General features: G+C 73.8%; 22 protein-coding genes. 17 read left to right on the forward strand and 5 right to left on the reverse strand.

Features of this window, described 5'->3' with window-relative positions; translation table 11 throughout:
- Positions 1-174: 174 nt before the first annotated feature.
- From ACZ4FH_RS12870 to ACZ4FH_RS12880, 3 genes are all read left to right on the forward strand, one after another.
- A complete protein-coding gene (locus ACZ4FH_RS12870; protein ID WP_385113647.1) occupies positions 175-774 on the forward strand; it encodes a DUF3043 domain-containing protein in 600 nt (199 codons plus the stop codon).
- 134 nt (positions 775-908) lie between these two features.
- Complete coding sequence (locus ACZ4FH_RS12875; protein ID WP_467304455.1) at positions 909-1,616, forward strand: class I SAM-dependent methyltransferase; 708 nt, start codon at positions 909-911, stop codon at positions 1,614-1,616.
- A 78-nt stretch (positions 1,617-1,694) separates the two neighbouring features.
- The gene (locus tag ACZ4FH_RS12880) at positions 1,695-2,786 is read left to right on the forward strand and encodes a S1C family serine protease (protein WP_467304328.1); all 1,092 of its coding nucleotides are present in this window, start codon (positions 1,695-1,697) and stop codon (positions 2,784-2,786) included.
- A gap of 72 nt (positions 2,787-2,858) precedes the next feature.
- Here ACZ4FH_RS12880 and ACZ4FH_RS12885 read toward each other — a convergent pair whose 3' ends face one another.
- Positions 2,859-3,068 carry a hypothetical protein gene (locus tag ACZ4FH_RS12885; protein WP_383633477.1) on the reverse strand — a complete coding sequence of 70 codons (210 nt, stop codon included), beginning with the start codon at positions 3,066-3,068 and terminating at the stop codon, positions 2,859-2,861.
- A gap of 164 nt (positions 3,069-3,232) precedes the next feature.
- On the opposite strand from ACZ4FH_RS12885, the gene ACZ4FH_RS12890 reads away from it, so the two are divergent.
- The 4 genes from ACZ4FH_RS12890 to ACZ4FH_RS12905 all read left to right on the forward strand — a co-directional run bounded on the left by ACZ4FH_RS12890 (position 3,233) and on the right by ACZ4FH_RS12905 (position 8,370).
- Complete coding sequence (locus ACZ4FH_RS12890; RefSeq protein WP_467304329.1) at positions 3,233-4,435, forward strand: bifunctional adenosylcobinamide kinase/adenosylcobinamide-phosphate guanylyltransferase; 1,203 nt, start codon at positions 3,233-3,235, stop codon at positions 4,433-4,435.
- Between the two features lie 195 nt (positions 4,436-4,630).
- The gene (gene cobT / locus ACZ4FH_RS12895; RefSeq protein WP_467304330.1) at positions 4,631-5,713 is read left to right on the forward strand and encodes a nicotinate-nucleotide--dimethylbenzimidazole phosphoribosyltransferase; all 1,083 of its coding nucleotides are present in this window, start codon (positions 4,631-4,633) and stop codon (positions 5,711-5,713) included.
- Positions 5,714-5,803: 90 nt separating this feature from the next.
- Positions 5,804-7,603 (forward strand): phosphatidylglycerol lysyltransferase domain-containing protein, encoded by a 1,800-nt coding sequence (locus tag ACZ4FH_RS12900; protein ID WP_467304332.1) that lies wholly within the window; start codon positions 5,804-5,806, stop codon positions 7,601-7,603.
- A complete protein-coding gene (locus ACZ4FH_RS12905) occupies positions 7,600-8,370 on the forward strand; it encodes a hypothetical protein (RefSeq protein ID WP_467304333.1) in 771 nt (256 codons plus the stop codon). Before ACZ4FH_RS12900 ends, ACZ4FH_RS12905 begins: the two co-directional genes overlap by 4 nt.
- Here ACZ4FH_RS12905 and ACZ4FH_RS12910 read toward each other — a convergent pair.
- Positions 8,271-9,032 carry a hypothetical protein gene (locus ACZ4FH_RS12910; protein ID WP_467304334.1) on the reverse strand — a complete coding sequence of 254 codons (762 nt, stop codon included), beginning with the start codon at positions 9,030-9,032 and terminating at the stop codon, positions 8,271-8,273. The genes ACZ4FH_RS12905 and ACZ4FH_RS12910 overlap by 100 nt on opposite strands.
- A gap of 89 nt (positions 9,033-9,121) precedes the next feature.
- Here ACZ4FH_RS12910 and cobS point away from each other — a divergent pair, with 89 nt between their 5' ends.
- The gene (gene cobS / locus ACZ4FH_RS12915) at positions 9,122-9,901 is read left to right on the forward strand and encodes an adenosylcobinamide-GDP ribazoletransferase (RefSeq protein WP_467304335.1); all 780 of its coding nucleotides are present in this window, start codon (positions 9,122-9,124) and stop codon (positions 9,899-9,901) included.
- A gap of 11 nt (positions 9,902-9,912) precedes the next feature.
- Here the strand turns inward: cobS and ACZ4FH_RS12920 are convergent, their stop codons facing one another.
- Positions 9,913-10,764, reverse strand: coding sequence for an endo alpha-1,4 polygalactosaminidase (locus ACZ4FH_RS12920; RefSeq protein ID WP_467304336.1), 852 nt, complete (start codon positions 10,762-10,764; stop codon positions 9,913-9,915).
- 254 nt (positions 10,765-11,018) lie between these two features.
- Between ACZ4FH_RS12920 and ACZ4FH_RS12925 the strand changes: the two genes are divergently transcribed.
- From ACZ4FH_RS12925 to ACZ4FH_RS12955, 7 genes are all read left to right on the forward strand, one after another.
- Complete coding sequence (locus ACZ4FH_RS12925) at positions 11,019-12,563, forward strand: leucyl aminopeptidase (protein ID WP_467304338.1); 1,545 nt, start codon at positions 11,019-11,021, stop codon at positions 12,561-12,563.
- A 338-nt stretch (positions 12,564-12,901) separates the two neighbouring features.
- Positions 12,902-14,290, forward strand: coding sequence for a dihydrolipoyl dehydrogenase (gene lpdA, locus ACZ4FH_RS12930; RefSeq protein WP_383632213.1), 1,389 nt, complete (start codon positions 12,902-12,904; stop codon positions 14,288-14,290).
- 60 nt (positions 14,291-14,350) lie between these two features.
- Complete coding sequence (sucB, locus tag ACZ4FH_RS12935) at positions 14,351-16,120, forward strand: 2-oxoglutarate dehydrogenase, E2 component, dihydrolipoamide succinyltransferase (RefSeq protein WP_467304339.1); 1,770 nt, start codon at positions 14,351-14,353, stop codon at positions 16,118-16,120.
- Between the two features lie 147 nt (positions 16,121-16,267).
- Positions 16,268-16,891: a GntR family transcriptional regulator gene (locus ACZ4FH_RS12940; protein WP_383632219.1), complete on the forward strand. Its 624-nt coding sequence runs from the start codon at positions 16,268-16,270 to the stop codon at positions 16,889-16,891.
- A gap of 296 nt (positions 16,892-17,187) precedes the next feature.
- Positions 17,188-19,857 (forward strand): pyruvate dehydrogenase (acetyl-transferring), homodimeric type, encoded by a 2,670-nt coding sequence (gene aceE, locus ACZ4FH_RS12945; protein ID WP_467304341.1) that lies wholly within the window; start codon positions 17,188-17,190, stop codon positions 19,855-19,857.
- A 70-nt stretch (positions 19,858-19,927) separates the two neighbouring features.
- Positions 19,928-20,908 (forward strand): helix-turn-helix transcriptional regulator, encoded by a 981-nt coding sequence (locus ACZ4FH_RS12950; RefSeq protein ID WP_467304342.1) that lies wholly within the window; start codon positions 19,928-19,930, stop codon positions 20,906-20,908.
- Between the two features lie 50 nt (positions 20,909-20,958).
- Positions 20,959-21,486, forward strand: coding sequence for a DUF4240 domain-containing protein (locus ACZ4FH_RS12955; RefSeq protein ID WP_467304456.1), 528 nt, complete (start codon positions 20,959-20,961; stop codon positions 21,484-21,486).
- On the opposite strand, the gene ACZ4FH_RS12960 is transcribed toward ACZ4FH_RS12955, so the two are convergent.
- Positions 21,476-22,003: a GNAT family N-acetyltransferase gene (locus ACZ4FH_RS12960; protein ID WP_467304343.1), complete on the reverse strand. Its 528-nt coding sequence runs from the start codon at positions 22,001-22,003 to the stop codon at positions 21,476-21,478. The two genes, ACZ4FH_RS12955 and ACZ4FH_RS12960, sit on opposite strands and share 11 nt — an antisense overlap.
- 101 nt (positions 22,004-22,104) lie before the next feature.
- Between ACZ4FH_RS12960 and ACZ4FH_RS12965 the strand changes: the two genes are divergently transcribed.
- Entirely contained in the window at positions 22,105-23,004 is a 900-nt protein-coding gene (locus tag ACZ4FH_RS12965) for a TIGR01777 family oxidoreductase (protein ID WP_467304344.1), read from the forward strand.
- A gap of 174 nt (positions 23,005-23,178) precedes the next feature.
- Positions 23,179-24,528: an FAD-dependent oxidoreductase gene (locus ACZ4FH_RS12970; RefSeq protein WP_467304346.1), complete on the forward strand. Its 1,350-nt coding sequence runs from the start codon at positions 23,179-23,181 to the stop codon at positions 24,526-24,528.
- A gap of 31 nt (positions 24,529-24,559) precedes the next feature.
- Here the strand turns inward: ACZ4FH_RS12970 and ACZ4FH_RS12975 are convergent, their stop codons facing one another.
- Entirely contained in the window at positions 24,560-26,131 is a 1,572-nt protein-coding gene (locus tag ACZ4FH_RS12975; RefSeq protein WP_467304347.1) for a regulator, read from the reverse strand.
- Between the last annotated feature and the right edge of the window lie 216 nt (positions 26,132-26,347).

Raw genomic sequence — 26,347 nt, forward strand, 5'->3', positions numbered from 1 at the left:
CAAGGACGAGTGCCGTCGGTGACGGCTCCGGCCCAGGGAGTAGACGACGGCCGGGGAAACCCGGTGATGAAGCCCGTACCGTGCGGTCCGGACACCGGCAAGGACGCCGTCCGTTGCCGGATCGTTCCCGGCCGGCCTGGGGTCGTGGCCTTCGACCCCGTACCCTTGGGCCTTGTGTTTGGTAGCCGCTCCAAGGAAGAGAAGGCCCCCACCGGCAAGGTGACGGCGGACCTCTCCAAGACGCCCCGTGACCCTGAGGCACCCAAGGGTCGCCCCACCCCGAAGCGCAGCGACGCCCAGTCGCAGCGCCGTCGCGCCTCCAGCAGCGCGCCGCTCGACCGCAAGGAGGCGGTGAAGCGCCAGCGAGAGGCACGCCGGGTCGACCTGGCCAAGCAGCGCGAGGCCCTGGCCAACGGGGACGAGCGGTATCTGCCGGCCCGTGACAAGGGTCCGGTGCGGCGCTTCGTCCGCGACTTCGTGGACTCCCGTTTCTGCATCGCCGAGTACTTCCTGCCGCTGGCCGTGGTCATCCTGATCCTCAGCGTGATCCAGGTGCGCGGGATCCAGAACATCTCGCTGCTCCTGTGGCTCGGTGTGATCGTGCTGATCGTCGTCGACTCGATCGGGCTCGCCTTCCGGCTGCGCAAGCAGCTGAACGAGCGCTTCCCGGACACGCCCAAGCGCGGCGCGGTCGCCTACGGTCTGATGCGCACGCTCCAGATGCGTCGGCTGCGGCTGCCGAAGCCGCAGGTCAAGCGCGGGGAGCGACCCTGAGCGCGGACCCCTCCGGACCGGCCGGCGGGGCGCCCCGCGGGCGGACGGACGCCGTGGTCTCCGGGTTCACCGGGGCGGCTCCGGACTGGCTGAAGGGGCTCGGCGGGCTGCGGAACACCGTGCGCCAGGAGCTGGTGGCCCGGCAGCTGGACGAGCAGATCGGAGCCCGGTTCCCGGTCGGGCAGCGGCTGCGGATCCTGGACGTCGGCATGGGCCAGGGCACCCAGGCCCTGCGGCTGGCCCGCGCCGGTCACAGCGTCACGGGGCTGGAGTCCGATCCCGAGATGCTGCGGATGGCGCGCGAGTCGCTGGCCGGTGAACCGGCCGGGATCCGTGAGCGGGTCCGGCTCATCGAGGGCAACGGCCAGGACACCGGTGTGCACTTCCTGCCGGGCAGCTTCGACGTGGTGCTGTGCCACGGGGTGCTGATGTACGTCCAGGAGTCCGACGCCATGGTGGCCGGGCTGGCCAGGATGCTGGCGCCGGGCGGGCTGCTCTCGCTGCTCGTGCGGAACGCGGACGCGCTGGCGATGCGGCCCGGCATGGCCGGGGACTGGGACGCGGCGCTGGCCGCGTTCGACACCGACCGCTACACCAACCGCCTCGGGCTCTCCGTGCGCGCGGACCGGCTCGCCGATCTGACCGCGACGCTGGCCGGGATCGCCGCGCCGCTGCACGCCTGGTACGGGGTGCGGATCTTCACGGACAACGTGAGCAACGACGTCGAGCTGCCGCCGGCCGCCGAGCTGGAGCGGGTGCTCGCGGCGGAGGACCGGGCGGGGCGGACCGATCCGTACCGGGGCGTCGCGGCGCTGCTGCATCTGTGCGGGGTGCGCGGCTGAGGCGACGACGCCCGGGGCGGGTCCCCGGGCGGGTGCGCTCGACGGGCCGCCAATGGGGTTAATAGTAATAATCCGGACATGGATGCCATTCATGCCCGCAGCCGTGTGCGCCGGCTGCTGATGCCCCTGTCCGCCGGTGTCTGCGCGATCGCGCTGGTGAGCGGTTGTTCCGACGCGGACTCCAGCTCCTCCGGGACCACCCCGACGAAGTCCGGGGCGGCCCAGCAGGGCTCGGCCTCGAAGGCCAGCGGTGACCTGCAGAGCGAGTACCAGACCGTCATCGAGAACGTCCTGCCGTCGGTGGTGCAGATCGACGCCTCCGAGAGCCTGGGCTCCGGCATCGTCTACGACGACAAGGGCCATATCGTCACCAACGCCCATGTGGTGGGCAGCGAGAAGACCTTCAAGGTCACCGTGGCCACCGGCGAGAAGGTGCTGAAGGCCTCGCTGGTCGCCGCCTATCCCGAGCAGGACCTGGCGGTCATCAAGCTCGACAGCGTCCCGGAGGGGCTGAAGCCCGCGAGGTTCGGCGACTCGGAGAAGGTCGAGGTCGGCCAGATCGTGCTGGCCATGGGCTCGCCGCTGGGGCTCTCCAGCAGCGTCACCCAGGGCATCGTCTCGGCCCTGGGCCGGACCGTGAGCGAGAGCCGGGCGGGCGGCGGCACGGGCGCGACGATCGCCAACATGGTGCAGACCTCGGCGGCGATCAACCCGGGCAACAGCGGCGGCGCGCTGGTGAACCTCGACAGCGAGGTCATCGGCATCCCCACGCTGGCGGCCACCGACCCCCAGATGGGTGACAGCGCGGCACCCGGGATCGGCTTCGCGATCCCGGTCTCGATGGTGAAGACGGTCGCGGACCAGATCATCAAGAGCGGCAAGGTCACCGACTCCGGCCGCGCGGCGCTGAACATCACCGGCCGCACGGTCGTCAACAGCAGCTACCAGCCCGCCGGGGTCGCGATCGTCAGCGCCACGAGCGGCGGCGCGGCGCAGAAGGCCGGGCTCCGGTCCGGCGACATCATCACCAAGGTCGGTGACACCCCGATCACCACGATCACCTCCCTGTCGGAGGCGCTGGCCTCCGACAGGCCCGGCGAGAAGGTCACCGTGACCTATCTGCGCAACGGGGCGGAGAAGACGGCCGAGGTGACACTCGGCGAGGTGTAGACCCCGGACCCCGGGTGGGGCCGACAGCACGGCGGGCGGGCCCGGGAGGGTCCGCCCGCCGCGCCGTACGGGTCAGCCCTGGTCGGCGTGGAGGCTCATCGGGCCGTAGATCTTCGTCCCGTCGTCGAACAGGGTCACCTGGTCCGCGCCGCCGTCGGCGAGTTCCTTCCAGTACTCACCGACCCAGGACTCCGCGTCGCCCTGCGTCGTGAACTCCTCCGGCTGAAGGGCCGGCTCCGTCTCCGTTCCGTCGGACTTCTCGAACCGCCACGTCCACGCCATGTCCGCCTCCTGGATCACGTCTCTGCTCAAGTCCGCAGCCTAGGGCCTTCCGTACGGATCACGCCGACAGACCCCGTGCGTGGGTCCTGCCCCGGACGGGCCCCCGCGACTCCGTTCACCCCCCACATCGCGCAGCCGGTGCGGGGACGCGGGAGGATCGGGGCGTGGAACTGACACTGCTCGGCACCGGCGCCCCCGACGGGCTGCCCCGGCCCGACTGCCCCTGCGCCGCCTGCGCCGCCGCCCTGGGGACGGGTGCGCGCGCCGCGACCGCCCTGCTGATCGACGACGCGCTGCTGCTCGACCTGACCCCCGGGGCCGTGTTCGCCGCCGCCCGCGCCGGACGCTCCCTGACCGGCGTACGGCAGGTGCTGCTCACCCACCCGCACGACGGACCGGCCGTCGAGCTGCCGGCCGGGCTGCCCCCGGCGGGCCGGGTCCCCGACGGGCGGGTGCTGACGCTGATCAGCGGTCACCGGGTGCGGGCCGTGCCGATGGACGCGCCGGGCACCGGGTACGAGGTCGTCTCGCCGGACGGGGAGCGGCTGCTCTACCTGCCGCCGGGCGGCGCCCCCGCCGGGCTGACCGAGCGGGCGGCCCAGCCGTACGACACGGTCGTCGGCGATCTCGTGGGGCGGCCCGACGCGCTGGCCCGGCTGCGGGCCGTCGAGGCGGTCGGCCCGGCCACCGAGGTCGTCGCCGTCCATCTCGACCACGACGCCCCGCCCGGCCCCGAGCTGGAGCGCCGGCTGGCCGCGGCGGGCGCGCGGGCCGTCCCGGACGGGACGACGCTGCCCGTCGGCGGTTTCCGGGCGGTGCCGGAGCCGCCCCGGCGCACCCTGGTCACCGGGGGCGCCCGCTCCGGCAAGTCGCTGGAGGCCGAGCGCCGGCTGGAGACGTATCCGGAGGTCGTGTACGTGGCGACCGGCGGCGGCCGGGACGGCGACGCGGAGTGGGCGGCGCGGATCGGGCTGCACCGGGAGCGCAGGCCCGCCGCCTGGCGCACCGAGGAGACCTGCGAGCTGGCGGAGCTGCTGACGTCCGACGGGCCGCCGCTGCTCGTCGACTGCCTGTCGCTGTGGCTGACGGACGCGATGGACCGGGTGGACGCCTGGGACGACACGGCGTGGGCGGGGGGCGGCGAGAGCGCGCTGCGGAAGCGGACGGCCGAGCTGGTCGCCGCCGTCCGCGCCACCCGGCGCACCGTCGTGCTGGTGACCAACGAGACCGGGTCCGGGGTGGTCCCGGCGACGGCGGCCGGGCGGCGCTTCCGGGACGAGCTGGGCCGGCTGAACGCCGCCGTGGCCGAGCAGTGCGAGCAGGTGCTGCTGGTGGTGGCCGGGCAGGCGCTGGTGCTGCGCGGCTGAGGGGCGGGGGCGGAGGTCCCCGTCAACTGCGGTGCGGGCGGCGGCGGGCGCACGGCGGAGGGGCGGAAAACGCGGCGGGTACTGTTCCGCAGTGAGGTTCTCGCGTGGCCGCGCGGTCCGGGATCGCCCGGGAGCCTCCGTTCCCGTCGGCGGGCCCCGGCCCCCACCCCGTATCGACCCGCGAGGCAGACCCCCGTGAATCTGGACGACTTCTCCGACCTGATCGAACGCCCCGACGGGGGTGTACGGCGTGACGCCGAGGAACGCCGGGAGCGGTTCCTCGTGCCGCCCGGTGCGCTCGGCCGTCTCGACGAACTGGGCGAGTGGCTGTCCGCCGCCCAGCAGGCCGTGCCGGTCCGGCCGGTGGAGCAGGCCCGGGTGGTGCTGTTCGCGGGCGACCACGGGGTGGCGGAGCTGGACGTGTCGGGGCGTGCGGCCGGGACGGCGCACGAGCTGGTGCGGGCCACGCTGGACGGCACGACGCCGCTCGCCGTGCTGGCCCGCCGGTTCTCCGTGCCCGTGCGGATCGTCGACGCGGGTCTGGACTGCGATCCGGAGCTGCTGCCGGAGTCCGTGGTGCGGACCCGGGTGCGGCGGGGCAGCGGCCGGATCGACATCGAGGACGCGCTGACGGTCGAGGAGGCCGAGGCGGCGGTCCGGCTCGGCATGGCGATCGCCGACGAGGAGGCGGACTCGGGCACCGATCTGGTGGTGCTGGGCGATCTGAGCGTCGGCGGCACCACGGCCGCGGCGACCCTGGTCGCGGCGCTCTGCGGCACCGACGCCTCGGTCGTCACCGGACGCGGCGGCGCGGGCATCGACGATCTGGCCTGGATGCGCAAGTGCGCGGCGATCCGTGACGCGCTGCGCCGGGCCCGGCCGGTCCTGGGCGACCAGCTGGAGCTGCTGGCGACGGTCGGCGGGGCGGACCTCGCGGCGATGACGGGCTTCCTGCTCCAGTGCGCGGTGCGCCGGCTCCCGGTGATCCTGGACGGTGTGGTCTCCGCCGCCTGTGCGCTGGTCGGTCAGAGGGCCGCGTTCCGGGCGCCCGACTGGTGGCTGGCGGGCCAGCTGAGCGGTGAGCCGGCCCAGGCCAAGGCGCTGGACCGGATGGCGCTCAACCCGCTGCTGGACCACGGCGTCATCGTCGGCGAGGGAAGCGGCGCGCTGCTCGCGCTGCCGCTGGTGCAGGCCGCGGCCGCGCTGGCGGCGGAACTGCCCGAGCGCGCGCCGGAGGGCGACGAGGAATCCGGGGACGACGAAGAGCCGGAGGCCTGAGACAGGACCCGGGCCGTCGGCACGAAGGGCGACGGCGAGCGGTGACGCGTACCCCCGGACGAAGCGATACGCCCCATATGATCGCTTTTCATGGGAGAGGTCCGTATGGCCACCGAGGAATCCACGCACGCCGCGGCCCGGCCGCCGAGCACCGAACGCTCGCGCCGGGGCGCGGCGTTCGCCCTCTGGTATCTGCGCGTCGTGTCGTTCCTCAATTTCCTCAGCGCCGTCTGGGTCACCTTCGGCCAGGACCTGCGCCGCCACAACACCGAGAACTACTTCACGCCGTATCTGCTGACGGCCGGGTTCTCCTCGGGGGTCGTCGCGCTGTTCCTCGCCGTGACGATGCGGCGGCGCAAGCGCGCCGCGTGGATCGTCAACATGGTGCTGAGCGGCCTCACCCTGCTGCTCTTCGCCGCGGTGATCGGCTTCCCGGAGATCCGCCGCTATCCGCAGAACTGGATCTCCCTGGCGCTGACCGCCGCCTTCGTCCTCGCCCTCGCGCTCGGGCGGCGGGAGTTCTACGCGAAGGGCGACCGCTCCAACCCGAAGCTGGCCGCGCTGGTGGCGGTCGGCGGACTGCTGGTCACCTCGCTGATCGCGGCCGCTCTGGTCACCGTCACCAACCGGGCGCACGACGAGTACCGTTCGACGTTCCTGGACCGCTGGCGCTACGGCACGCTGCGGCTGATCTCGGTGGCCTCCGACGACTCCCGCTTCCCCGGCATCACCGCCCCGGGCTGGGTGAACGTCGCCATCAACATCCTGTCCACGCTGCTGCTGATCGCCGTCGTCTACGCGGCGTTCCGCGCCCGGCGCGCGGTCGACCCGCTCACCCCCGAGGACGAGGCGGCGCTGCGCGCCCTGCTCGACAGGCACGGCGACCGGGACTCGCTCGGCTACTTCGCGCTGCGCCGCGAGAAGAGCGCGATCTGGTCGCCGACCGGGAAGGCCGCGGTCGTCTACCGGGTGGTCGGCGGGGTCTCGCTGGCCTCCGGCGATCCCCTCGGGGACCCGGAGGCCTGGCCCGGGGCGATCGCCCCCTGGCTGGCCGAGGCCCGCGAGCACGGCTGGATCCCCGCGGTGATGGGGGCGAGCGAGGAGGGCGGCACGGTCTACGCCCGGCACGGCATGGACGCCCTGGAGCTGGGTGACGAGGCGATCGTGGAGACCGCCGACTTCACCCTGGAGGGGCGGGCGATGCGCACGGTCCGCCAGGCGTACAACCGGGTCGGACGGGCCGGTTACGAGGTGACGGTGCGCCGGCACGCGGACATTCCGGCGGCCGAGATGGCCGAACTGGTGCGCCGCGCCGACGACTGGCGCGACGGCGCGACCGAACGCGGCTTCTCGATGGCGCTGGGACGGCTCGGCGACCCGGCCGACGGACAGTGCGTGATGCTGGAGTGCCGGGACGCGGGCGAGGACGGGCGCCCCGGCGAACTGCGCGCCCTGCTGAGCTTCGTGCCCTGGGGCCCGGCCGGCCTCTCCCTGGATCTGATGCGCCGTGACCGGGACGCCGAGAACGGGCTGATGGAGTTCATGGTGATCGAACTCCTGCAACGGGCCGGGACGATCGGGGTCACCCAGGTGTCGCTGAACTTCGCGATGTTCCGCTCGGTCTTCGAACGCGGCTCGCGGCTCGGCGCCGGACCGGTGCTGCGGCTCTGGCGCTCGCTGCTGAGCTTCTTCTCGCGCTGGTGGCAGATCGAGTCGCTGTACCGCGCCAACGCCAAGTACCGGCCGATCTGGGAACCGCGCTACATGCTCTTCGAGCGGAGCGCCGACCTGCTGCGCATCGGCGTCTCCGCGGGCCGCGCGGAAGGCTTCCTGGAGGCGCCCGGACTGCCCAAGTGGCTGCACCGCTCGCAGCTCGGACCGCGCGAGTGACCGTGCCGGCGGTCCTCGGCCGGGCGGCGCGGGCCGAATGGGGGCCGCTGTGGGCGACCGTACGGGCGGCACTGGCCGAGCGGCGGCTGCGGGCCGTGCCGATGACGCTGGGCGCGGTCGGTCTGACCGGGCTGGTCCAGATCGTGCAGAACCGCTCCTGGGGCTACGGGCCGGTGCAGACCCTGGGGGCGGTGCGCGCCGAGGACCCGCTCTGGGCGGCCCTGCTGCGCACGCCCCTGTCGCTCTTCGTGCCCGCCCTGGACCTGCCGGTGTGGGGCGCGCTGGTCCAGATCCTGCTGGTCTTCGGGACGGCCGAGATCTGCCTGGGCCGCTGGCGGACGCTGCTGATCGCGTACGTCGCCACGCTGGCCGGAACGCTGTACGCGCGGATCGGCGTGGCCCTCGGCCCGGACGCCTTCCTGGGCCTGCCCGGCAGTGACGCCCGGATCGTCGACACCGGCCCCTCCGCCGCCGTCGTCGCCCTGGCGGTCTGTGTCTGCTGCGCCTACCGGGCCCGGTTCACCGGGGCCCTGGTGATCGCCGCGATGGTGGCGGAGGTCGTCGTCAAGGACAACCTGGCGGGCAAGGAGCATCTGGCGGCCATCGTGGCGGCGCTGGCCCTCTGCGCGGTCCCGGCGCTGCGGGTGCGGCGGCCTCCGCGGCGCCGTCAGGGCTTGGACGAGGGGGCGGGGACGCGGTCGGGGGCTCCGCCGATCAGGTCCTGGAAGCGGCGGCGGGGGCCGGCCCAGCGGACGTCGTGGTGGTAGGCGCGCAGCACCGCGCGGGAGCGGGCGCGGTGGCGGTGGCGGTAGAAGCGCCGGGCCCACGGCGAGGTGGGCCGGGCCAGCCGGACCGCCCCGACGACGGCGACGAACGGGACGAGGGTGCCGACCACCGCCATCCGCGCCTTGCCCTTGAACAGGGTGATCAGCACGAAGCCGAAGTTGACGACGAGGGTGAGGACGGCGCCGAGCCGGTTCTGCTGCTGGGTGTCGCTGAGATCGTCCACCCCGAGCGGCGAGAAGCCGCCGAGGACCAGCAGGACGAGCGCGGCGGTGAGGACCACCATCTCCACGCTCTGCCGGCCCTCCTCCGTCCAGTACACGTCGTCCAGGTGCAGGATCAGGGCGAACTCGTCCAGCACCAGCCCCGCGCCCACCCCGAACAGGACCGCGCAGATCCCCGCCGCGACGCCGTGCTGTCCGCTGGCGACCGCGCCGAATCCGCCGACCACGCTGAGCACCACCCCCGGCACCACATGGTGGATGTGCACCCCGCCGGGCGTGATGTTGCGGAAGGGTCCCTTCCCGGCCCGGATCATCCGGGTGATGACCCGGGTGACCGCGAAGGTCAGCACGAACGCGGCCAGGGCCAGGAGCAGCGGGAGCTTCCCCGGCTCGACGATGTTGCGGGCGAACCAGTGACCCATCCCACCCACTCCCGATCAACCACATATGCCCGCATACGCACGGCTTCGCCCCAATCTAGCGGGCGGGGCCGCCGATTAGCCTGCGGGCCGTGACCTCCCTGAACAGCCACGGGCTGCGCTTCGCCTTCGGCACCCTCACCGTGCTGCCCGTCCGCGTGACCCGCTGGGACCGGGACACCGCGCGCACCGGCATGCTCTGCGCCCCGCTGGCCGGCCTCGTCGTCGGGGTGCTCGCGGCGCTGCCCGGCTGTCTGCTGCTGCTCTGCGGTGCGGGCCCGCTCCTGGCCGCCGTCGCCTCGGCCGCGCTCCCGGCGGCCCTCACCCGGGGCCTCCACCTCGACGGACTCGCCGACACCGCCGACGGACTGGGCAGCGGCCGGCCGGCCGAGGACGCCCTGCGGATCATGAAGCAGTCGGACATCGGGCCCTTCGGCGTGATCACCCTGCTGTTCGTGCTGCTCGCCCAGGTGGCGGTCCTCCAGCAGCTGTACGCCCGGGGCTGGGCCGAGGGCGCGGCGGCTGCCGTGGTCGCGGCGGTCGCCGCCCGGCTCGCCCTCACCCTCGCCTCCCGGCGCGGGGTGCCCGCGGCCCGCCCCGAGGGACTGGGCGCCGCCGTCGCCGGCACCGTCCCGCCCGGGTCCGCCGCGCTCTGCGCCCTTGCCGTCGTGGCCGCCTGCGCCGGGACGGGCGCCCTCCTCGGCGGGTCCGGGGCACCGCACCACGCCCTGGCCGCGCTGGCGGGCCTCGTGGCGGCGCAGGTGCTGCTGCGGCACTGCGTGCGGCGGTTCGGCGGGGTGACCGGCGATGTGTTCGGCGCGCTGGCGGAGACGGCGGCGACGGTGACGCTGGTGGGACTGGCCCTGGGCTGAGCCCTCCCCCGTCAGGCCCCGGCCGCGCAGCTCTCGCGCCAGGCGTCCAGCTCGTACCGTTTGCGCAGCGAGCTGAGCCCCAGTTCCCGGGAGCGCTCGCAGAACCGGGCCGCCGGCAGTTCGTACTCGACGTGGTAGACCGGTTTGCCCGCCTTCACGAACGGGGTGAGCTTCTCGCACTCGTCGTACTGGGCGCACTGCTCGTTGACCGCGAAGTCGAAGTCCCCGACCAGTTCGGGGATCTGCGGCAGATCGTTCTTCAGGCCGACGGCGAGGCCGTGGCGGTGGGCGATGCGGGCGACCAGCCGGTTGTAGCGCAGCTGGTCGGCGGCGGTCAGCGGGAAGCCGGTCGGATTGCGGTAGCCGTCCATGTTGTCCGGCTCGACCGCGTCGAAGCCCTTCTTCGCGCACATGGCGATCCGGCTCTCCATCAGCGGCTCCAGGACGTCCACCCGCCGGATGTCGAGCCAGCGCTCGCCCTCCCAGCCGTTGCCCCGGCCCAGGAGCGCGGTGGGGAACCGGGCCGCGTCCGGGCGGAACTCCTCCCAGGCGCCGGTCGACAGGTAGCAGATGACCTTGCGGCCCGCCCGGTGCAGCGCCGCCACCTCGGAGGCGTCGCGGTCGAAGCCGTCGACGTCGTACACCGGCACGTCCACGGAGGCGTCCAGCCGGCCGGAGAGCTGCCACTGCCAGTCGGTGCCCGGCTCGGGCCTCCAGCGCGCGGAGGCGGGGCCTCCGGACGGGTCGGGCGGCGGGGCGGTCCGGGGCGCCGCCGTGCAACCGGCCAGCATCGCCAGAAGAATCAGTACGGTGGCGGACCGTACGGTCCCGCCGGTCCGGGGTGCGGTCACCCGGTCGTGCATCGTTCCCCCTCGTCGTCCGACCGCCGCCGAGGCCCGGCCGCCGGTCGTCCCGCCCGGGACGGACGGCCCGGGGACGACCACCGTACGGCCCCCGCCGGGCACGGACCCACCGCGCCGTAATCGGGCAGCAAAGGCGCGCGTAGGCTCATTCCCGGCACATCCGGGGGCGTCTACGATGCGCCGGGCACGGTCGCCCACCCCGTCGACCTGCACTGACCGACACAGAACTCAAACGGAAGCGAGATTTCACCACCGTGACTGCTCTCACTCTCAGCACTGCCGGTGCGGCGACGCTGCGCGCCGACGCGCTCGTCGTCGGCGTCGCCAAGGGCTCCAAGCCCGGAGACCTGGTCCTCGCACCGGGCGCCGAGGCCGTGGACAAGGCGTTCGGCGGGAAGCTCGCCACCGTCCTGCAGACCCTGGGCGCCACGGGTGCGGAGGGCGAGCTGACCAAGCTCCCCGCCCCCGACGGGCTGAAGGCCCCGGTCGTCGTCGCGGCCGGTCTCGGCCGGGCCCCGGAGAAGGACGCCGGTTACGAGGCCGAGGCGCTGCGCCGGGCCGCCGGCTCCGCCGCCCGCTCGCTCGCCGGTGCCAAGAAGGCCGGCTTCGCGCTGCCCGCCGCGACCGTCGAGGACGCCGCCGCCGTCGCCGAGGGCGCGCTGCTGGGCGCGTACGCCTTCACCGCCTACCAGGCCGGCGAGAACAAGCTCGCCCCCAAGGGCGACAAGCCCGCCGCCAAGCTGCCCCTGGCCGAGATCGCCCTGCTGGGCGCCAAGCCCCGCGACAAGGCGTTCAAGGCCGCCGCCGAGCGCGCGATCGCGCTGGCCGAGGAGATCAACCGCGCCCGCGACCTGGTGAACACCCCGCCGAACGACCTGTACCCCGAGTCCTTCGCCGCCGTGGCCACCGCCGCGGGCAAGGAGCACGGCGTCAAGGTGCAGGTCCTCGACGAGAAGGCGCTCGTCAAGGGCGGCTTCGGCGGCATCCTCGGCGTCGGCCAGGGCTCGACGCACGGCCCGCGCCTGGTCAAGCTCGCCTACACGCACCCGAAGGCGGAGAAGACCCTGGCCCTGGTCGGCAAGGGCATCACCTACGACTCGGGCGGCATCTCGCTGAAGCCGGCCGGTCACAACGAGACGATGAAGTGCGACATGGCCGGTGCCGCCGCCGTGTTCGCCACCGTCGTCACGGCCGCGCGCCTGGGCCTGAAGGTCAATGTCACCGGCTGGCTGGCGCTCGCCGAGAACATGCCGTCGGGCAGCGCCACCCGTCCGGGCGACGTGCTGCGCATGTACAGCGGCAAGACCGTCGAGGTCCTCAACACGGACGCCGAGGGCCGGCTGGTCCTGGCCGACGCGCTGACCCGCGCCTCCGAGGAGAAGCCGGACGCGATCGTCGACGTGGCGACCCTGACCGGCGCGATGGTGCTGGCCCTGGGCAACCGCACCTTCGGGATCATGGCGAACGACGACGCCTTCCGCACCTCGATCCACGAGATCGCCGACGAGGCCGGCGAGGCCGCCTGGCCGATGCCGCTCCCGGCGGACCTGCGCAAGGGCATGGACTCGCCGACCGCCGACATCGCCAACATGGGCGAGCGCATGGGCGGCGGCCTGGTGGCCGGACTCTTCCTCAAGGAGTTCGTGGGCGAGGGCATCGCCTGGGCGCACCTGGACATCGCCGGCCCGGCCTTCCACGAGGGCGCGCCGTACGGCTACACGCCCAAGGGCGGCACCGGCTCCTCCGTCCGGACCCTGGTCCGGCTGGCCGAGCGCACCGCCGACGGCGACCTCGGCTGAGGTTCCGGCTCCCGTCGTCAGCGGCCCCGGGCATAGGTCCGGGGCCGCTGGTGTTCCCCCCATGGCTCCCCTGCGGGGCGCGGGCGGTTTCGCTCTCGACGAAACCCGGCCGGAGCGGCCCGCCCCCACGCAGCGGCGACCGTCCGGGACGGACGATCATCCGTCCCGGACACGGGCCCCGCGTCCCGCTCACCGTCAACAAGTGCGAAGATGGGTTCTCGGCAGGACAGGGCCCCCACCACAGGGCCGAAGACAAAGCGGCCGAACACCAGCCGACCGGCCGGTAACACCCCGAGGACGGGGCCCGGCGTACGGCGCACATGCATGGAGGACGTGACGTGGCGAACGACGCCAGCACCGTTTTCGACCTAGTGATCCTCGGCGGTGGTAGCGGCGGGTACGCCGCGGCCCTGCGCGGAGCGCAGCTGGGCCTGGACGTCGCTCTGATCGAGAAGGGCAAGGTCGGCGGCACCTGCCTGCACAACGGCTGCATCCCGACGAAGGCGCTGCTGCACGCCGGCGAGGTCGCCGACCAGGCGCGCGAGGCCGACCAGTTCGGCGTCAAGGCCACCTTCGAGGGCATCGACATGGCGGCCGTCCACAAGTACAAGGACGACGTGATCTCGGGCCTGTACAAGGGCCTGCAGGGTCTCGTCGCCTCCCGCAAGGTGCACTACATCGAGGGTGAGGGCCGGCTCTCCTCCCCCACCTCGGTGGATGTGAACGGCCAGCGCATCCAGGGCCGCCACGTGCTCCTGGCGACCGGCTCCGTGCCGAAGTCGCTCCCGGGCCTGGAGATCGACGGCAACCGGATCATCTCCTCGGACCACGCGCTGAAGCTGGACCGCGTCCCGAAGTCCGCGATCGTGCTGGGCGGCGGCGTCATCGGCGTCGAGTTCGCCTCGGCGTGGACGTCCTTCGGCACCGACGTCACGATCATCGAGGGTCTGAAGCACCTCGTGCCGGTCGAGGACGAGAACAGCTCCAAGCTTCTTGAGCGCGCCTTCCGCAAGCGCGGCATCAAGTTCAACCTCGGCACGTTCTTCCAGAGCGCCGAGTACACGCAGGACGGCGTCCGCGTGACCCTCGCCGACGGCAAGACCTTCGAGGCGGAGGTGCTGCTGGTCGCGATCGGCCGCGGCCCGGTCTCGCAGGGCCTGGGCTACGAGGAGGCCGGGGTCGCCATGGACCGCGGCTACGTCCTGGTCGACGAGTACATGCGGACCAACGTCGAGACGATCTCGGCCGTCGGCGACCTGGTCCCGACGCTCCAGCTGGCGCACGTCGGCTTCGCCGAGGGCATCCTCGTGGCGGAGCGGCTGGCCGGTCTGAAGACCGTCCCGGTCGACTACGACGGTGTCCCCCGGGTCACGTACTGCCACCCCGAGGTCGCCTCCGTCGGCATCACCGAGGCCAAGGCCAAGGAGCTCTACGGCGCGGACAAGGTCGTGGCGCTGAAGTACAACCTCGCGGGCAACGGAAAGAGCAAGATCCTCAAGACCGCGGGCGAGATCAAGCTCGTCCAGGTCAAGGACGGTGCCGTGGTCGGCGTCCACATGGTCGGTGACCGCATGGGCGAGCAGGTCGGCGAAGCCCAGCTGATCTACAACTGGGAGGCGCTGCCGGCCGAGGTCGCGCAGCTCATCCACGCCCACCCGACCCAGAGCGAGGCGCTCGGCGAGGCCCACCTGGCCCTGGCCGGCAAGCCCCTGCACTCCCACGACTGACGGTCGACCCGGGCGCGACGACCGACCACTTCCGCATTTTCGTTAGGAGCAACTGAAACCATGTCGGTTTCCGTAACCCTTCCGGCGCTCGGCGAGAGCGTCACCGAGGGCACTGTCACCCGCTGGCTGAAGGCCGAGGGCGAGCGCGTCGAGGCCGACGAGCCGCTTCTCGAAGTGTCGACCGACAAGGTCGACACCGAGATCCCGGCCCCCGCCTCCGGCATCCTGGCCTCGATCAAGGTCGCCGAGGACGAGACCGTCGAGGTCGGCGCCGAGCTGGCCGTCATCGACGACGGCACGGGCGCGCCGGCCCCCGCCGCGGCTCCGGCCGCCGAGGCCCCGGCCGCTCCGGCCCCGGCGCCCGCCGCCGAGGCCCCCGCCGCTCCGGCCCCCGCGGCCGAGGCTCCGGCCGCCGCGCCGGCCGGTGGTGCCTCCGGCACCGACGTCACCCTTCCGGCGCTCGGCGAGAGCGTCACCGAGGGCACCGTCACCCGCTGGCTGAAGGAGGTCGGCGAGGAGGTCACCGAGGACGAGCCTCTGCTGGAGGTCTCCACGGACAAGGTCGACACCGAGATCCCGGCCCCGGTCTCCGGCGTGCTGCTGGAGATCGTCGTCGGCGAGGACGAGACCGCCGAGGTCGGCGCCAAGCTGGCCGTCATCGGTGCGGCCGGTGCCGCTCCGGCCGCGGCCCCCGCTCCCGCCGCCCCGGCCCCGGCCCCCGCCGCAGCTCCGGCTCCGGCCGCTCCCGCCCCCGCTCCGGCCGCCCCGGCGCCGGCTCCGGTGGCACCCGCGGCCCCGGCCGCTCCGGCCCCGGCTCCGGCCGCTCCGGCCCCCGCTCCCGCCGCCCCGGCTCCGGTCGCCGCTCCGGCTCCGGCCGCCCCGGCCGCGACCTCCGGTGACGACGGCGCGTACGTCACGCCGCTGGTCCGCAAGCTCGCCGCCGAGAACGGCGTCGACCTGGGCGCGGTCAAGGGCACCGGCGTCGGTGGCCGTATCCGCAAGCAGGATGTCGTCGCCGCCGCGGAGGCCGCCAAGGCCGCCGCCGCTGCCCCGGCACCCGCCGCCGCTCCGGCCGCCGCCTCCAAGGCGCCGAAGCTGGAGGCCAGCCCGCTGCGCGGTCAGACGGTCAAGATGACCCGCATGCGCAAGGTCATCGGCGACAACATGATGAAGGCGCTGCACTCGCAGGCCCAGCTGACCTCGGTCGTCGAGGTCGACGTCACCAAGCTGATGAAGCTGCGCGCCAAGGCGAAGGACGGCTTCGCGGCCCGTGAGGGCGTCAAGCTCTCCCCGATGCCGTTCTACGTGAAGGCCGCCGCCCAGGCGCTGAAGGCCCACCCGGTCATCAACGCCCGGATCAACGAGGACGAAGGCACCATCACGTACTTCGACTCGGAGAACATCGGCATCGCCGTGGACGCCGAGAAGGGCCTGATGACCCCGGTCATCAAGGGCGCGGGCGACCTCAACATCGCCGGTATCTCGAAGAAGACCGCCGAGCTGGCCGGCAAGGCCCGCGGTGGCGGTCTGACGCCGGACGACATGTCCGGTGCCACCTTCACCATCAGCAACACCGGTTCGCGCGGTGCGCTGTTCGACACCGTCATCGTGCCGCCGAACCAGGCCGCCATCCTGGGCATCGGCGCCACCGTGAAGCGTCCGGCCGTCATCGAGACCGCCGAGGGCACCGTCATCGGCGTCCGCGACATGACGTACCTCTCGCTCTCCTACGACCACCGTCTGGTGGACGGCGCGGACGCCGCCCGCTACCTGACCGCGGTCAAGGCGATCCTGGAGGCCGGTGAGTTCGAGGTCGAGCTCGGCCTCTGAGCACCCCGGCTGTAACCAGCCTCACCAGCGGCGCCCCCGTCCGGAACACTCCCGGGCGGGGGCGCCGCCGTATTGTCTAGACACCACCGGTCGCTCCGGCCGCCGAGTTGGTGCAGGCAGCACCGGTTTGCCCCGAAGGAGCCCCTCATGACCCCGCCCGTCGTCCACTCGCTGCGCGAACAGATCCGCGAGCACATCGTGGAGGGGATCGTCAGCGGGCGCTGGAAGCCGGGCGAGCGGATCGTGGAGCGGCGGATCGCCACCGAGCTGGAGGTCAGCCAGACGCCGGTGCGCGAGGCGCTGCGCGAGCTGGAGACGCTGCGGCTGATCGAGTCGGCGCCCAACAAGGGCGTCCGGGTCCGCAACCTCACCGCCGCCGATCTGGAGGAGAGCTATCCGGTCCGGGCCGGTCTGGAGCAGATCGCCGCCGAGCTGGCGGCCCCCGGGCTCGGCGAGGACTGCTCGCTGCTGGCCCCGCACGTGGCGGCGCTGTACGAGGCGGACCGGCTGGCCGACGGGGAGGCCCAGGTGCGCCACACGGTCGGCTTCCACCGGGAGATGGTCCGGGCGGCCGGCAACGCGGTCCTGCTGCACACCTGGGAGGGGCTGGGCATCGAGGTGTTCACGGCGCTCTCGATCCGCTGGCTGGGCACGGTGCAGAAGTCCTACGCCGAGGAGCACGAGGCGCTCATCGAGGCGTTCCTGCGCAAGGACCCGGACATCGGGGTGCTCGTGAAGGCCCATGTGCTCGGCTGCGCGCCGCGCGCCTGAGCGCCGCCCGCGCTCCGGATGCCGCCGGGACCGGCGCGAAGGGTGATGCGCATGTGTCACCACGGGCGCTCTCCTGTGCAGACGAGCACCCCTTTTGACCGTTAAATCCCGTCACTCCGTGCCCCATTTCGCGGCACCGCATGCCAATTTCTTCATATCGAGAAGTTTTGCCTTTCATCCTTTGATCGATCATCGATCGGCGCCTTACAGTTCACTCCGCGGGCCCACCGGCCCCATCGCCCTGTCCTGCCAGTCAGGGACTTCTCCACCCCCCTCCTCACCGGAAGGCGGCGATCATGACCGACCCCGTAGGAAAGCTTCCGAGCGAGCTCGACCAGCTCCCGGACCGCGACCCGGAGGAGACCGCTGAATGGGCGGCCTCCCTGGACGCCGTCACCAAGGCGGCGGGCCCGCACCGTGCCGCGTACCTGATGCGCCGCTCGCTCCAGCACGCCGAGGGCGCCGGTCTCGCGCTGCCCAAGCTGCTGGAGACCGACTACGTCAACTCCATCCCCACCGCCGCCGAGCCCGCGTTCGACGGCGACCTGGAGATGGAGTCCCGGATCACCGCCTGGAACCGCTGGAACGCGGCCGCGATGGTCACCCGCGGCGCCCGCTACGGCGTCGGCGGCCACATCGCCACCTTCGCCTCGGCGGCCTGGCTGTACGAGACCGGCTTCAACCACTTCTTCCGCGGCAAGGAGGGGGACGGCTCCGGCGACCAGCTGTACGTGCAGGGCCACGCCTCCCCCGGCATCTACGCCCGCGCCTTCCTCGACGGCCGGCTCAGCGAGCAGCAGCTCGACAACTTCCGCCAGGAGGCGGGCGGCGACGGCCTGCCCTCCTACCCGCACCCGCGGCGGCTGCCCTGGCTGTGGGAGTTCCCCACGGTCTCCATGGGCCTCGGCCCGCTCTCGGCGATCTACCAGGCGCGCTTCAACCGCTACCTGTCCGGCCGGGGCATCAAGGACACCTCGAACTCGCACGTCTGGGCCTTCCTGGGCGACGGCGAGATGGACGAGCCCGAGTCGACCGCGGCCCTCGCGCTGGCGGCCCGCGAGAAGCTCGACAACCTGACCTTCGTCATCAACTGCAACCTGCAGCGCCTCGACGGTCCGGTCCGCGCCAACTTCCGCGTCGTGCAGGAGCTGGAGGGCGCCTTCCGCGGCGCCGGCTGGAACGTCGTCAAGACGCTCTGGGGCAACGCCTGGGACGAGCTGTTCCAGCTCGACACCACGGGCGCGCTGGTCCGCCGGCTGCGCGAGGTCCCGGACGCGCAGTTCCAGACGTACGCCACCCGTGACGTCGCGTACATCCGCGAGCACTTCTTCGGTGCCGAGCCCGCGCTGGCCGAGCTGGCGAAACTGCTCACCGACGCGAAGATCGCCGAGTGTTTCTACACCTCCCGCGGCGGCCACGAGGCCCGCAAGGTGTACGCGGCCTACCGCGCGGCCGTCGAGCACAAGGGCGCGCCGACCGTGATCCTCGCCCAGACGGTGAAGGGCTACACGCTCGGCAAGGGCTTCGAGTCCAAGAACGCCAACCACCAGATGAAGAAGCTGTCGATCGACGAGTTCAAGAGCATGCGCGAGCTGCTCGGCCTCCCGATCCCGGACAGCGCCTTCGCCGACGGCCTGGTGCCCTACGGCCACCCGGGCGCCGACTCCCCCGAGGTCCGCTACCTCCAGGAGCGCCGCGCCGCGCTCGGCGGCCCCGCCCCGGCCCGCCGCGTCCACGCCGTCGCGCTGCCCGAGCCCGAGGAGCGCGCGTTCGCCGCCCTCAAGAAGGGCTCCGGCAAGCAGGAGATGGCCACCACGATGGCCTTCGTCCGCCTGGTCAAGGACCTGATGCGGGACAAGCAGACCGGTAAGCGCTGGGTGCCGATCGTCCCGGACGAGGCCCGCACCTTCGGCATGGAGTCGCTCTTCCCGTCCGCCGGCATCTACTCGCCGCTGGGCCAGACGTACGAGCCGGTCGACCGCGACCAGCTGATGTACTACAAGGAGGCCACGGACGGCCAGATCCTCAACGAGGGGATCACCGAGGCCGGGGCCATGGCCGACTTCATCGCCGCCTCCACGTCGTACGCGACGCACGGCGAGACGATGATCCCGTTCTACATCTTCTACTCGATGTTCGGCTGGCAGCGGACCGGCGACCAGATGTGGCAGCTCGCCGACCAGCTCGGCAAGGGCTTCATCGTCGGTGCCACCGCCGGCCGTACGACCCTGACGGGCGAGGGCCTCCAGCACGCGGACGGCCACTCGCACCTGATCGCGGCCACGAACCCGGCGTCGCTCAACTACGACCCGGCGTTCGCGTACGAGATCGCGGTCATCGTCAAGGACGGTCTGCGGCGGATGTACGGCCCCGAGGCCGAGAACGTCTTCTACTACCTGACGGTCTACAACGAGCCCAAGCAGCAGCCCGCGATGCCGGAGGGCGTCGAGGAGGGCATCCTCAAGGGCCTGTACCGCTTCAAGGAGGGCACGCCCGCCAAGGCGAACGGGCCGCGCGCCCAGCTGCTGGCCTCGGGCACGGCGATCCACTGGGCCCTGGAGGCCCAGGAGCTGCTGGCCGCCGACTGGGGCGTCACGGCCGACGTCTGGTCCGCCACCTCGTGGGGCGAGCTGCGCCGGGACGCGCTGGAGTGCGACGAGGCGCTGCTCCGCGGCGAGCTGCGGGTGCCGTACGTGACCCAGGCGCTGGAGGGCGCACCGGGCCCGGTCGTCGCGGTCAGCGACTGGATGCGCCAGGTGCCGGACCAGATCAGCCAGTGGGTGGAGCAGGACTGGACCTCGCTCGGCACGGACGGCTTCGGCCTCTCCGACACCCGGGACGCGGCCCGCCGCCACTTCGGCGTCGACGCGCAGTCGGTCGTCGTCGCGGCCCTGGCCCAGCTGGCCCGCCGCGGCGAGGTCGACGCCTCCACGGTCAAGGAGGCCCGCGAGCGCTACGGCCTCTGACGGCCGCCGCTCCCCCTCCGATGAGCCGGGCAGCACGCTCGGGGCCCCGCCCCGCGGCCACAATGGCCGTATGCGTGCTGCCCGGCTCATCAGAATGGTGCTGCTCCTCCAGTCCCGCCCCGGGATGGGGGCCGCCGAACTCGCCCGGGAGCTGGGGGTCTCGGAGCGGACCGTCACCCGGGACGCCCAGGCGCTGTCCGAGGCCGGGGTCCCGGTCTACGCGGAGCGCGGCCGGGCGGGCGGCTACCGGCTCGTCGGCGGCTACCGGACCGGGCTGACCGGTCTGGCCCGGGACGAGGCGGAGGCGCTGTTCCTCTCCGGGCTGCCCTCCGCGCTGCGCGCGATGGGGCTGGCCGACGCCGCGTCCACCGCCCGGCTGAAGGTGTCGGCGGCGCTGCTGCCCTCGCTCCGGGACGCGCCGGCCGGTGCCGCGCGGCGCTTCCATCTGGACGCGCCCGGCTGGTACCGGGAACCGGTCACCCCCGCCCTGCTGCCCGCCGTGGCCGGGGCCGTCTGGGACGACCGGCGGATCCTCACGCGCTACCGGCGGCCCGGCCGGGACGGTGACACGGAGCGCGCGCTCGCCCCGTACGGGCTCGTCCTCAAGGCCGGGGTCTGGTACCTGTGCGCCCGCGCGGAGGAGGGTTTCCGGGTGTACCGGATCGACCGCTTCACGGCCGTCGACGTCTGCGAGGAGCGGTTCGCGCGGGACGAGGACTTCGATCTCGCCGCGTTCTGGGAGGCCCGCGCGGCCGACTTCGCCCGGTCGATCCTGCGCTCCGAGGTGGTGCTGCGGCTCTCCCCGGACGCCGCGGAGCGGCTGGGGCACGCCACGGACCGGGCCGCCGCCGGGGAGGCGCTGGCCGCGGCGGGACCGCCGGACGCCGACGGGTGGGTGACCGTCACTCTGGCGGTCGAGTCGCCCGAGGTCGCGTACGGTCAGCTGCTGGCGCTGGGCCCGGAGTTGGAGGTGCTGGCCCCGGCCGCGCTGCGCGCCCGGTTCGCCGGGGCCGCGAGGGCCCTGCACCGGCTGTACGGGGGCGGCGGCTGAGCGTGCTTCCGCGTGCGGGGGCCGCCGCCCGGACGGATCCTGGACGCGTGATGGACGAGACGGAGTTCTGGGAGATCGTGGACCGCGCCCGCGAGGCCGCCGGCGGCGACCCCGAGGAGCAGGCCGATCTGATGGTCGAGCGGCTGGTGCGGCTCGATCCGGACTCCGTGCTGGACTTCGCCCGGCACTTCGAGGCCCGTTTCAACCGGGCCTACCGCTGGGACCTGTGGGGTGCCGCCGTACTGCTCACCGGCGCGGCGGACGACGAGGCCTTCGACGCCTTCCGCTGCTGGCTGATCGGCCGGGGCCGGGACGTCTTCGAGGGCGCGGTGCACGATCCGGACGCCCTGGCCGGTCTGCTGGGGGACTTCGATCCGGAGCTGGACGGCGACGGGGAGGAGCTGGGCTACGCCGCCGACGAGGCGTACGAGCAGCTGACCGGGGTGGTCGCCCCGGACCTCGGGCTGCCGCCGCAGGCCGCCGAGCCGGAGGGCACCCCGCTCGCCCTGGACGAGGACGCGGTGCTGGCGGCGCGGCTGCCCGCGCTGTGGGAGCGGTTCGGCGCGCTCACGGCGTGAGCGCGCGTCCCATCAGGACGTCGTCCACGTACCGCCCGTTCAGGAAGAACTCACCGGGCAGCACCCCCTCGACGGCGAAGCCCTCGGAGGCGTAGAGCGCGCGGGCGGGGGTGTTGTGGCCGAGGACCCGGAGGGTCATACGGCTGGCCCCGGCCTCGCGGGCCGTCGCGCAGCAGGCCCGGATCAGGGCGCGGCCGATGCCCCGGCCGCGCGCCCAGCCGGCGACGGCGAAGCCCTGTATCTGCCGGACGTGCGTGTTGCAGGCCAGCGGGGTGGGCGGCACCGCCCGGATGTAGCCGGCCAGGGCGCGCTCCCCCGTCTCCGTCACGGCCTCCGCGACCAGCATGTCCTGCGGCCGGTGGCGTTCGTCGAAGAAGGGCGCGTACGGCGGCTGCGGGCGGGGCTGCACCTCGTGCAGCGTGGACCAGGCGCCCCGGTCGAGTGCGCCGAGCGCGGGGCCGTCCTCCGCGGCGGCGGGGCGGATCGAGGGGGCGGGGTGGTTCAGGGCTTCGGACATGGCGGCCACTGTGGCACGGACGCGGCGGGCGGGGCACGGCAGGCCCGGTGCGGCGGGCCGGGGTCGCGTCCGGCGGGCGGGCGATGGGGCAGGATGGGCCCATGGCTCACTCCCGTATCGCCGTCACCGGATCGACCGGACTCATCGGAGCGGCGCTGGTGCGCTCGCTGCGGGCCGACGGGAACGAGGTGGTCCGGCTGGTCCGCCGCCCCGCGCGGGCCGGTGACGAGGTGGAGTGGGATCCGCAGCGCGGTTTCGTGGACGCGGCCGGTCTGGTGGGGTGCGACGCGGTCGTCCATCTCGCCGGGGCCGGGGTCGGCGACCACCGCTGGAGCGAGGCGTACAAGCGGGAGATCCGGGACAGCCGGGTGCTGGGCACGGCCGCGATCGCCGAGGCCGTCGCCTCGCTGGACGTTCCGCCGAAGGTGCTGGTCTCCGGGTCCGCGATCGGTTTCTACGGCGACACCGGGGACCGGGCGGTCGACGAGGGCGCGCCGCCCGGCGACGGTTTCCTGCCGTCGGTGTGCGTGGAGTGGGAGGAGGCCACGGCCGCCGCCGAGGAGGCCGGGATCCGGACCGTGCACGCCCGCACCGGGCTGGTCGTCGCCCGGGAGGGCGGTGCCTGGGGCCGGCTCTTCCCGCTGTTCCGGGCGGGGCTCGGCGGCCGGATGGGCAACGGGCGGCAGTACTGGAGCTTCATCGCGCTGCACGACGAGGTCGCGGCGCTGCGCCATCTCGTGGACACCCCGGAGCTGTCCGGTCCGGTCAATCTGACCGGGCCCGCCCCGGTGACCAACGGCGAGGTGACGGCGGCGATGGGGCGGGTGCTGCGCCGTCCCACCCTGTTCACCGCGCCGGCCCCCGCGCTGCGGCTGGCGCTGGGCGACTTCGCCGAGGACGTGCTCGGCAGCCAGCGGGTGCTGCCGGGCCGGCTGCTGGACTCCGGGTTCGCCTTCGCCTTTCCGGGCATCGACGCCGCGATCCGCGCGGCCCTGCGCTGACGCCTCTCCCGACCGGACCCGTACGGGTGTGCGACCCCGTGCACCGGTGCCCCGGGCCGCGCGCGACTGCGCACGATTCCGCCATGTCCCTACCCTCGTGGGCGAACTCGCGCATTCCGGTGGCCGGTTGAGGGAAAGAGCCCCCCACTTGTTGCGCCGACTCGGGGAGGGCACGTGCTCAGCACGGCACACCACGCGGACGTCGTCATCATCGGGGCCGGGATCGCCGGCCTGTCAGCGGCCCACCGGCTGATCAGTGCGGGAGTCAGCGTCAGCGTCCTGGAGGCCGGCCCCCGGATCGGCGGCCGGATGGCCACCGACGAGGTGGACGGATTCCGGCTCGACCACATCGGACCGCTGCTCACCACCTCGTATCCGGAGCTGTACGGGACACCCGGGCTCGAAGATCTCGTGCTGCGGACCTTCGACCCCGGCGTCCTCGTGCACAGCTCGGGTCACCGCCACCGGACCGGCGAGGTGCCGGGGCCCCGGGGCTCCCGCAGCGCACGGGGCGCGCTCAGGGCCGCACGCGCCCTCGCGCACGCTCCCCGGGCGCCGCTGGGCGGGGCACTCACCGGGGCCATGGGCGGGGCGATCGACCAGGCCCGGCTGGGGGTGGCGCTGGCCCGGCTCGCGGCCACGCCCCGCTCCCGCGTCCTGGCCCGGCCCGAACGGGCCGCGCTCGACGCCCTGTCGGGGCGCGGGCTGTCCGCCCGTACGCTCAACGGCTTCGTCCGCCCGCTGCTGACCGCGCTGCTCAGCGATCCCGGGCTCACGACGTCGAGCCGCTGCGCCGATCTCGCCCTGCGCGGCTACGCGAGCGGCCGGCTCTGTGTGCCGGAGGGCGGTTCGTCGGCGCTGCCCGAACTGCTCGCGGCGGCGCTGCCGCCCGGCACCGTGCGCACCGGTGTGCACGTCACGGCGGCCGACATCACCTCGGTGCGCACCAAGGAGCACGGCGAACTGGGCTGCCGTTCACTGCTCCTGGCGACCAACGCGAGCGCCGCCGCCGAGCTGCTGCCGGGGCTGCGGGTGCCGCCCTTCCGCCCGGTCACGGTGGTCCACCACACCGCGCCCGCCGCCCCGCCGACCGGGGCCTCGCTGCTGCTGGACGCCGACCGGTCGGGCCCGGTGGCGCACACCGCGGTGATGAGCGAGGTGGACCCCTCGCGGGCGCCGGAGGGCCGGGCGCTGATCAGCTCGACGGTGCTCGGCACCCGTCCGGCCGATCTGGACCGGACCGTACGCGCGCATCTGGCGGCCCTGTACGGCGTGCGCACGGACGACTGGGAGCTGCTGGCCGTCCACCACGATCCGGAGGCCGTGCCCGCGATGGAGCCGCCGCACGACCCGCAGCGCCCGGTGCGGGTGCTCGCGGGGCTGTACGTGTGCGGCGACCACCGCGACACCGGCACCGTCCAGGGCGCCCTGTCCTCCGCGCGCCGGGCCGCCGCTGCGATCCTGGACGACCTCGGCGTACGGCACGCGGACCGCGGCGCGGGAGCGCTCCCCGAGGCCGCGTAGCAGCCACACGGGCGGGCGGTGGCGGGGTCAGTCAGCCCAGGGCGGCGACCCGCTCGCGGTAGCCGCGGACGGCGGCGGCGTCCCGGAAGGGCTCCAGCCGCCGTTCGAAGTCGCGTACGTACTCGGTGGCCCGGACCGAGCGCATCTCGGCGGCCTGCTGGGCGGCCTCCGCGCCGAGCCGGCAGGCCTGGTCCAGCTCGCCGAGCCCGAGCCGGGCGGAGGCCAGCACCACCCGGCAGAAGAGCCGGCTGCGCGCGTACGCGGGCGCGCGCAGCTGGAGGGAGCGCTCGGCGTACTGGGCGGCGATCCGGTACTGCTGGAGGTCGCGGTGGCAGTGGCCGAACTCGTCGGCGAGCTGCGCCTCGTCGAAGAAGCGCGCCCAGTACGGCACCTCGTCGCCGGGGCGGGAGGTCTCCAGCGCGCGTTCCGCCCGGGTCAGCGAGGCCGTGCACGCCTTGGCGTCGCCGAGCACCCCGTGACCGCGCGCCTCGACCGCGTGGAGCAGGGCGAGGACGGACTGGGGCGCGGCCGAGCCGACGCCCTGCTGGGCCACCCGGGCCAGCTGCACCGCCTCCCGGCCGTGTCCGAGGTAGACCGCCTGGCGGCTCATGGTGATCAGCACGAAGCTGCCGTAGGCCCGGTCGCCGGCGGCCTGGGCGAGCCGCAGCGCCTGGACGAAGTAGCGCTGGGCGAGGCCGTGGGCGGCGATGTCGTACGAGGTCCAGCCGGCGAGCCGGGTGAGGTCGGCGGCGGCCGCGAAGAGCCGGCGGCCGGTGGCCTCGCCGTAGGTGCCGCGCAGCATCGGCTCGGTCTCGTGCTCCAGATAGCGCACGAGCGCCTGGCGGGCGTGGCCGCCGCCGTAGGCGTTGTCCAGGGTGCGGAAGAGTTCGGCGACCGAGCGGAGCGCCGCCACGTCCCCGCTGCCGACCCGCTGGCCGGAGCCGCGTTCGGTCTGCCGCTGCCGGGGGACGCCGGGCGGTGCTCCGGCCGGGGCCTGCGGGCCGCCGGGCCGGGCGGGGGCGGGAGCGCGCAGTCCGTGCCGGGCGCCCTGCTCGGGCACGGAGCCTGCGTGCGGTCCGGGGGCGCCGGGCCCGGGGCGGGGGCCCTGAGGGGGCCGGCCGGGGCCCGCCGGGGCCTCGCCCGGTCCGCCGCGCGCCACCCACTCGTCGGCGCGCCCGATCAGCCAGTCCCGGCTGGGCACGACCAGCCCCGCCGGGGTGAAGGCGATCTTCCGCAGTTCGGCGTGGCTGCCGGAGTCCTTGCGCCAGAGTCCGCTGACGATGTCGACGGCCTCGGCGGGGGTGGCGGCGAACTCCAGCCCGGCGTAGACCGGTGCGCAGGCGTCCAGCCCCAGGTCCTGCGCGGAGAGCCGGCGTCCGAGCCGGCGGGTGAAGACCTCGGCGATCAGCGCCGGTGTGGTGCCCCGGGGCTGCTGGCCGCGGAGCCAGCGGGTCACGGAGGTCTTGTCGTACCGCAGATCGAGGCCGTGCTCCAGGCCGAGCTGGTCCACCCGGCGGGCGAGCCCGGCGTTGGAGAACCCGGCCTCGGTGATGAGCGAGGCGAGCCGGCGGTTGGGGGTGCGCTGCGGAGGTCGTTCCGACATCAGCTGTACGGTCTCCTGCCTTCGGGTCAGGGACAGGCCTCCGGACGGGCCCTGGGGAACGGCGTGAATTTAACGGCCTCCGGGACGGCCTCAGCGGCCATCGCTTCACTTTCATCCGATCGTGTGAGGATTGGGGGCGGCGCTGACGGGAACACCTGCCGGGCCCCCGTTCCGGCCCCGGTCGTACAGTGACTGAGGCGCGATACGACGCGGCGT

The organism is Streptomyces sp. NPDC024555 (genome assembly GCF_055559335.1).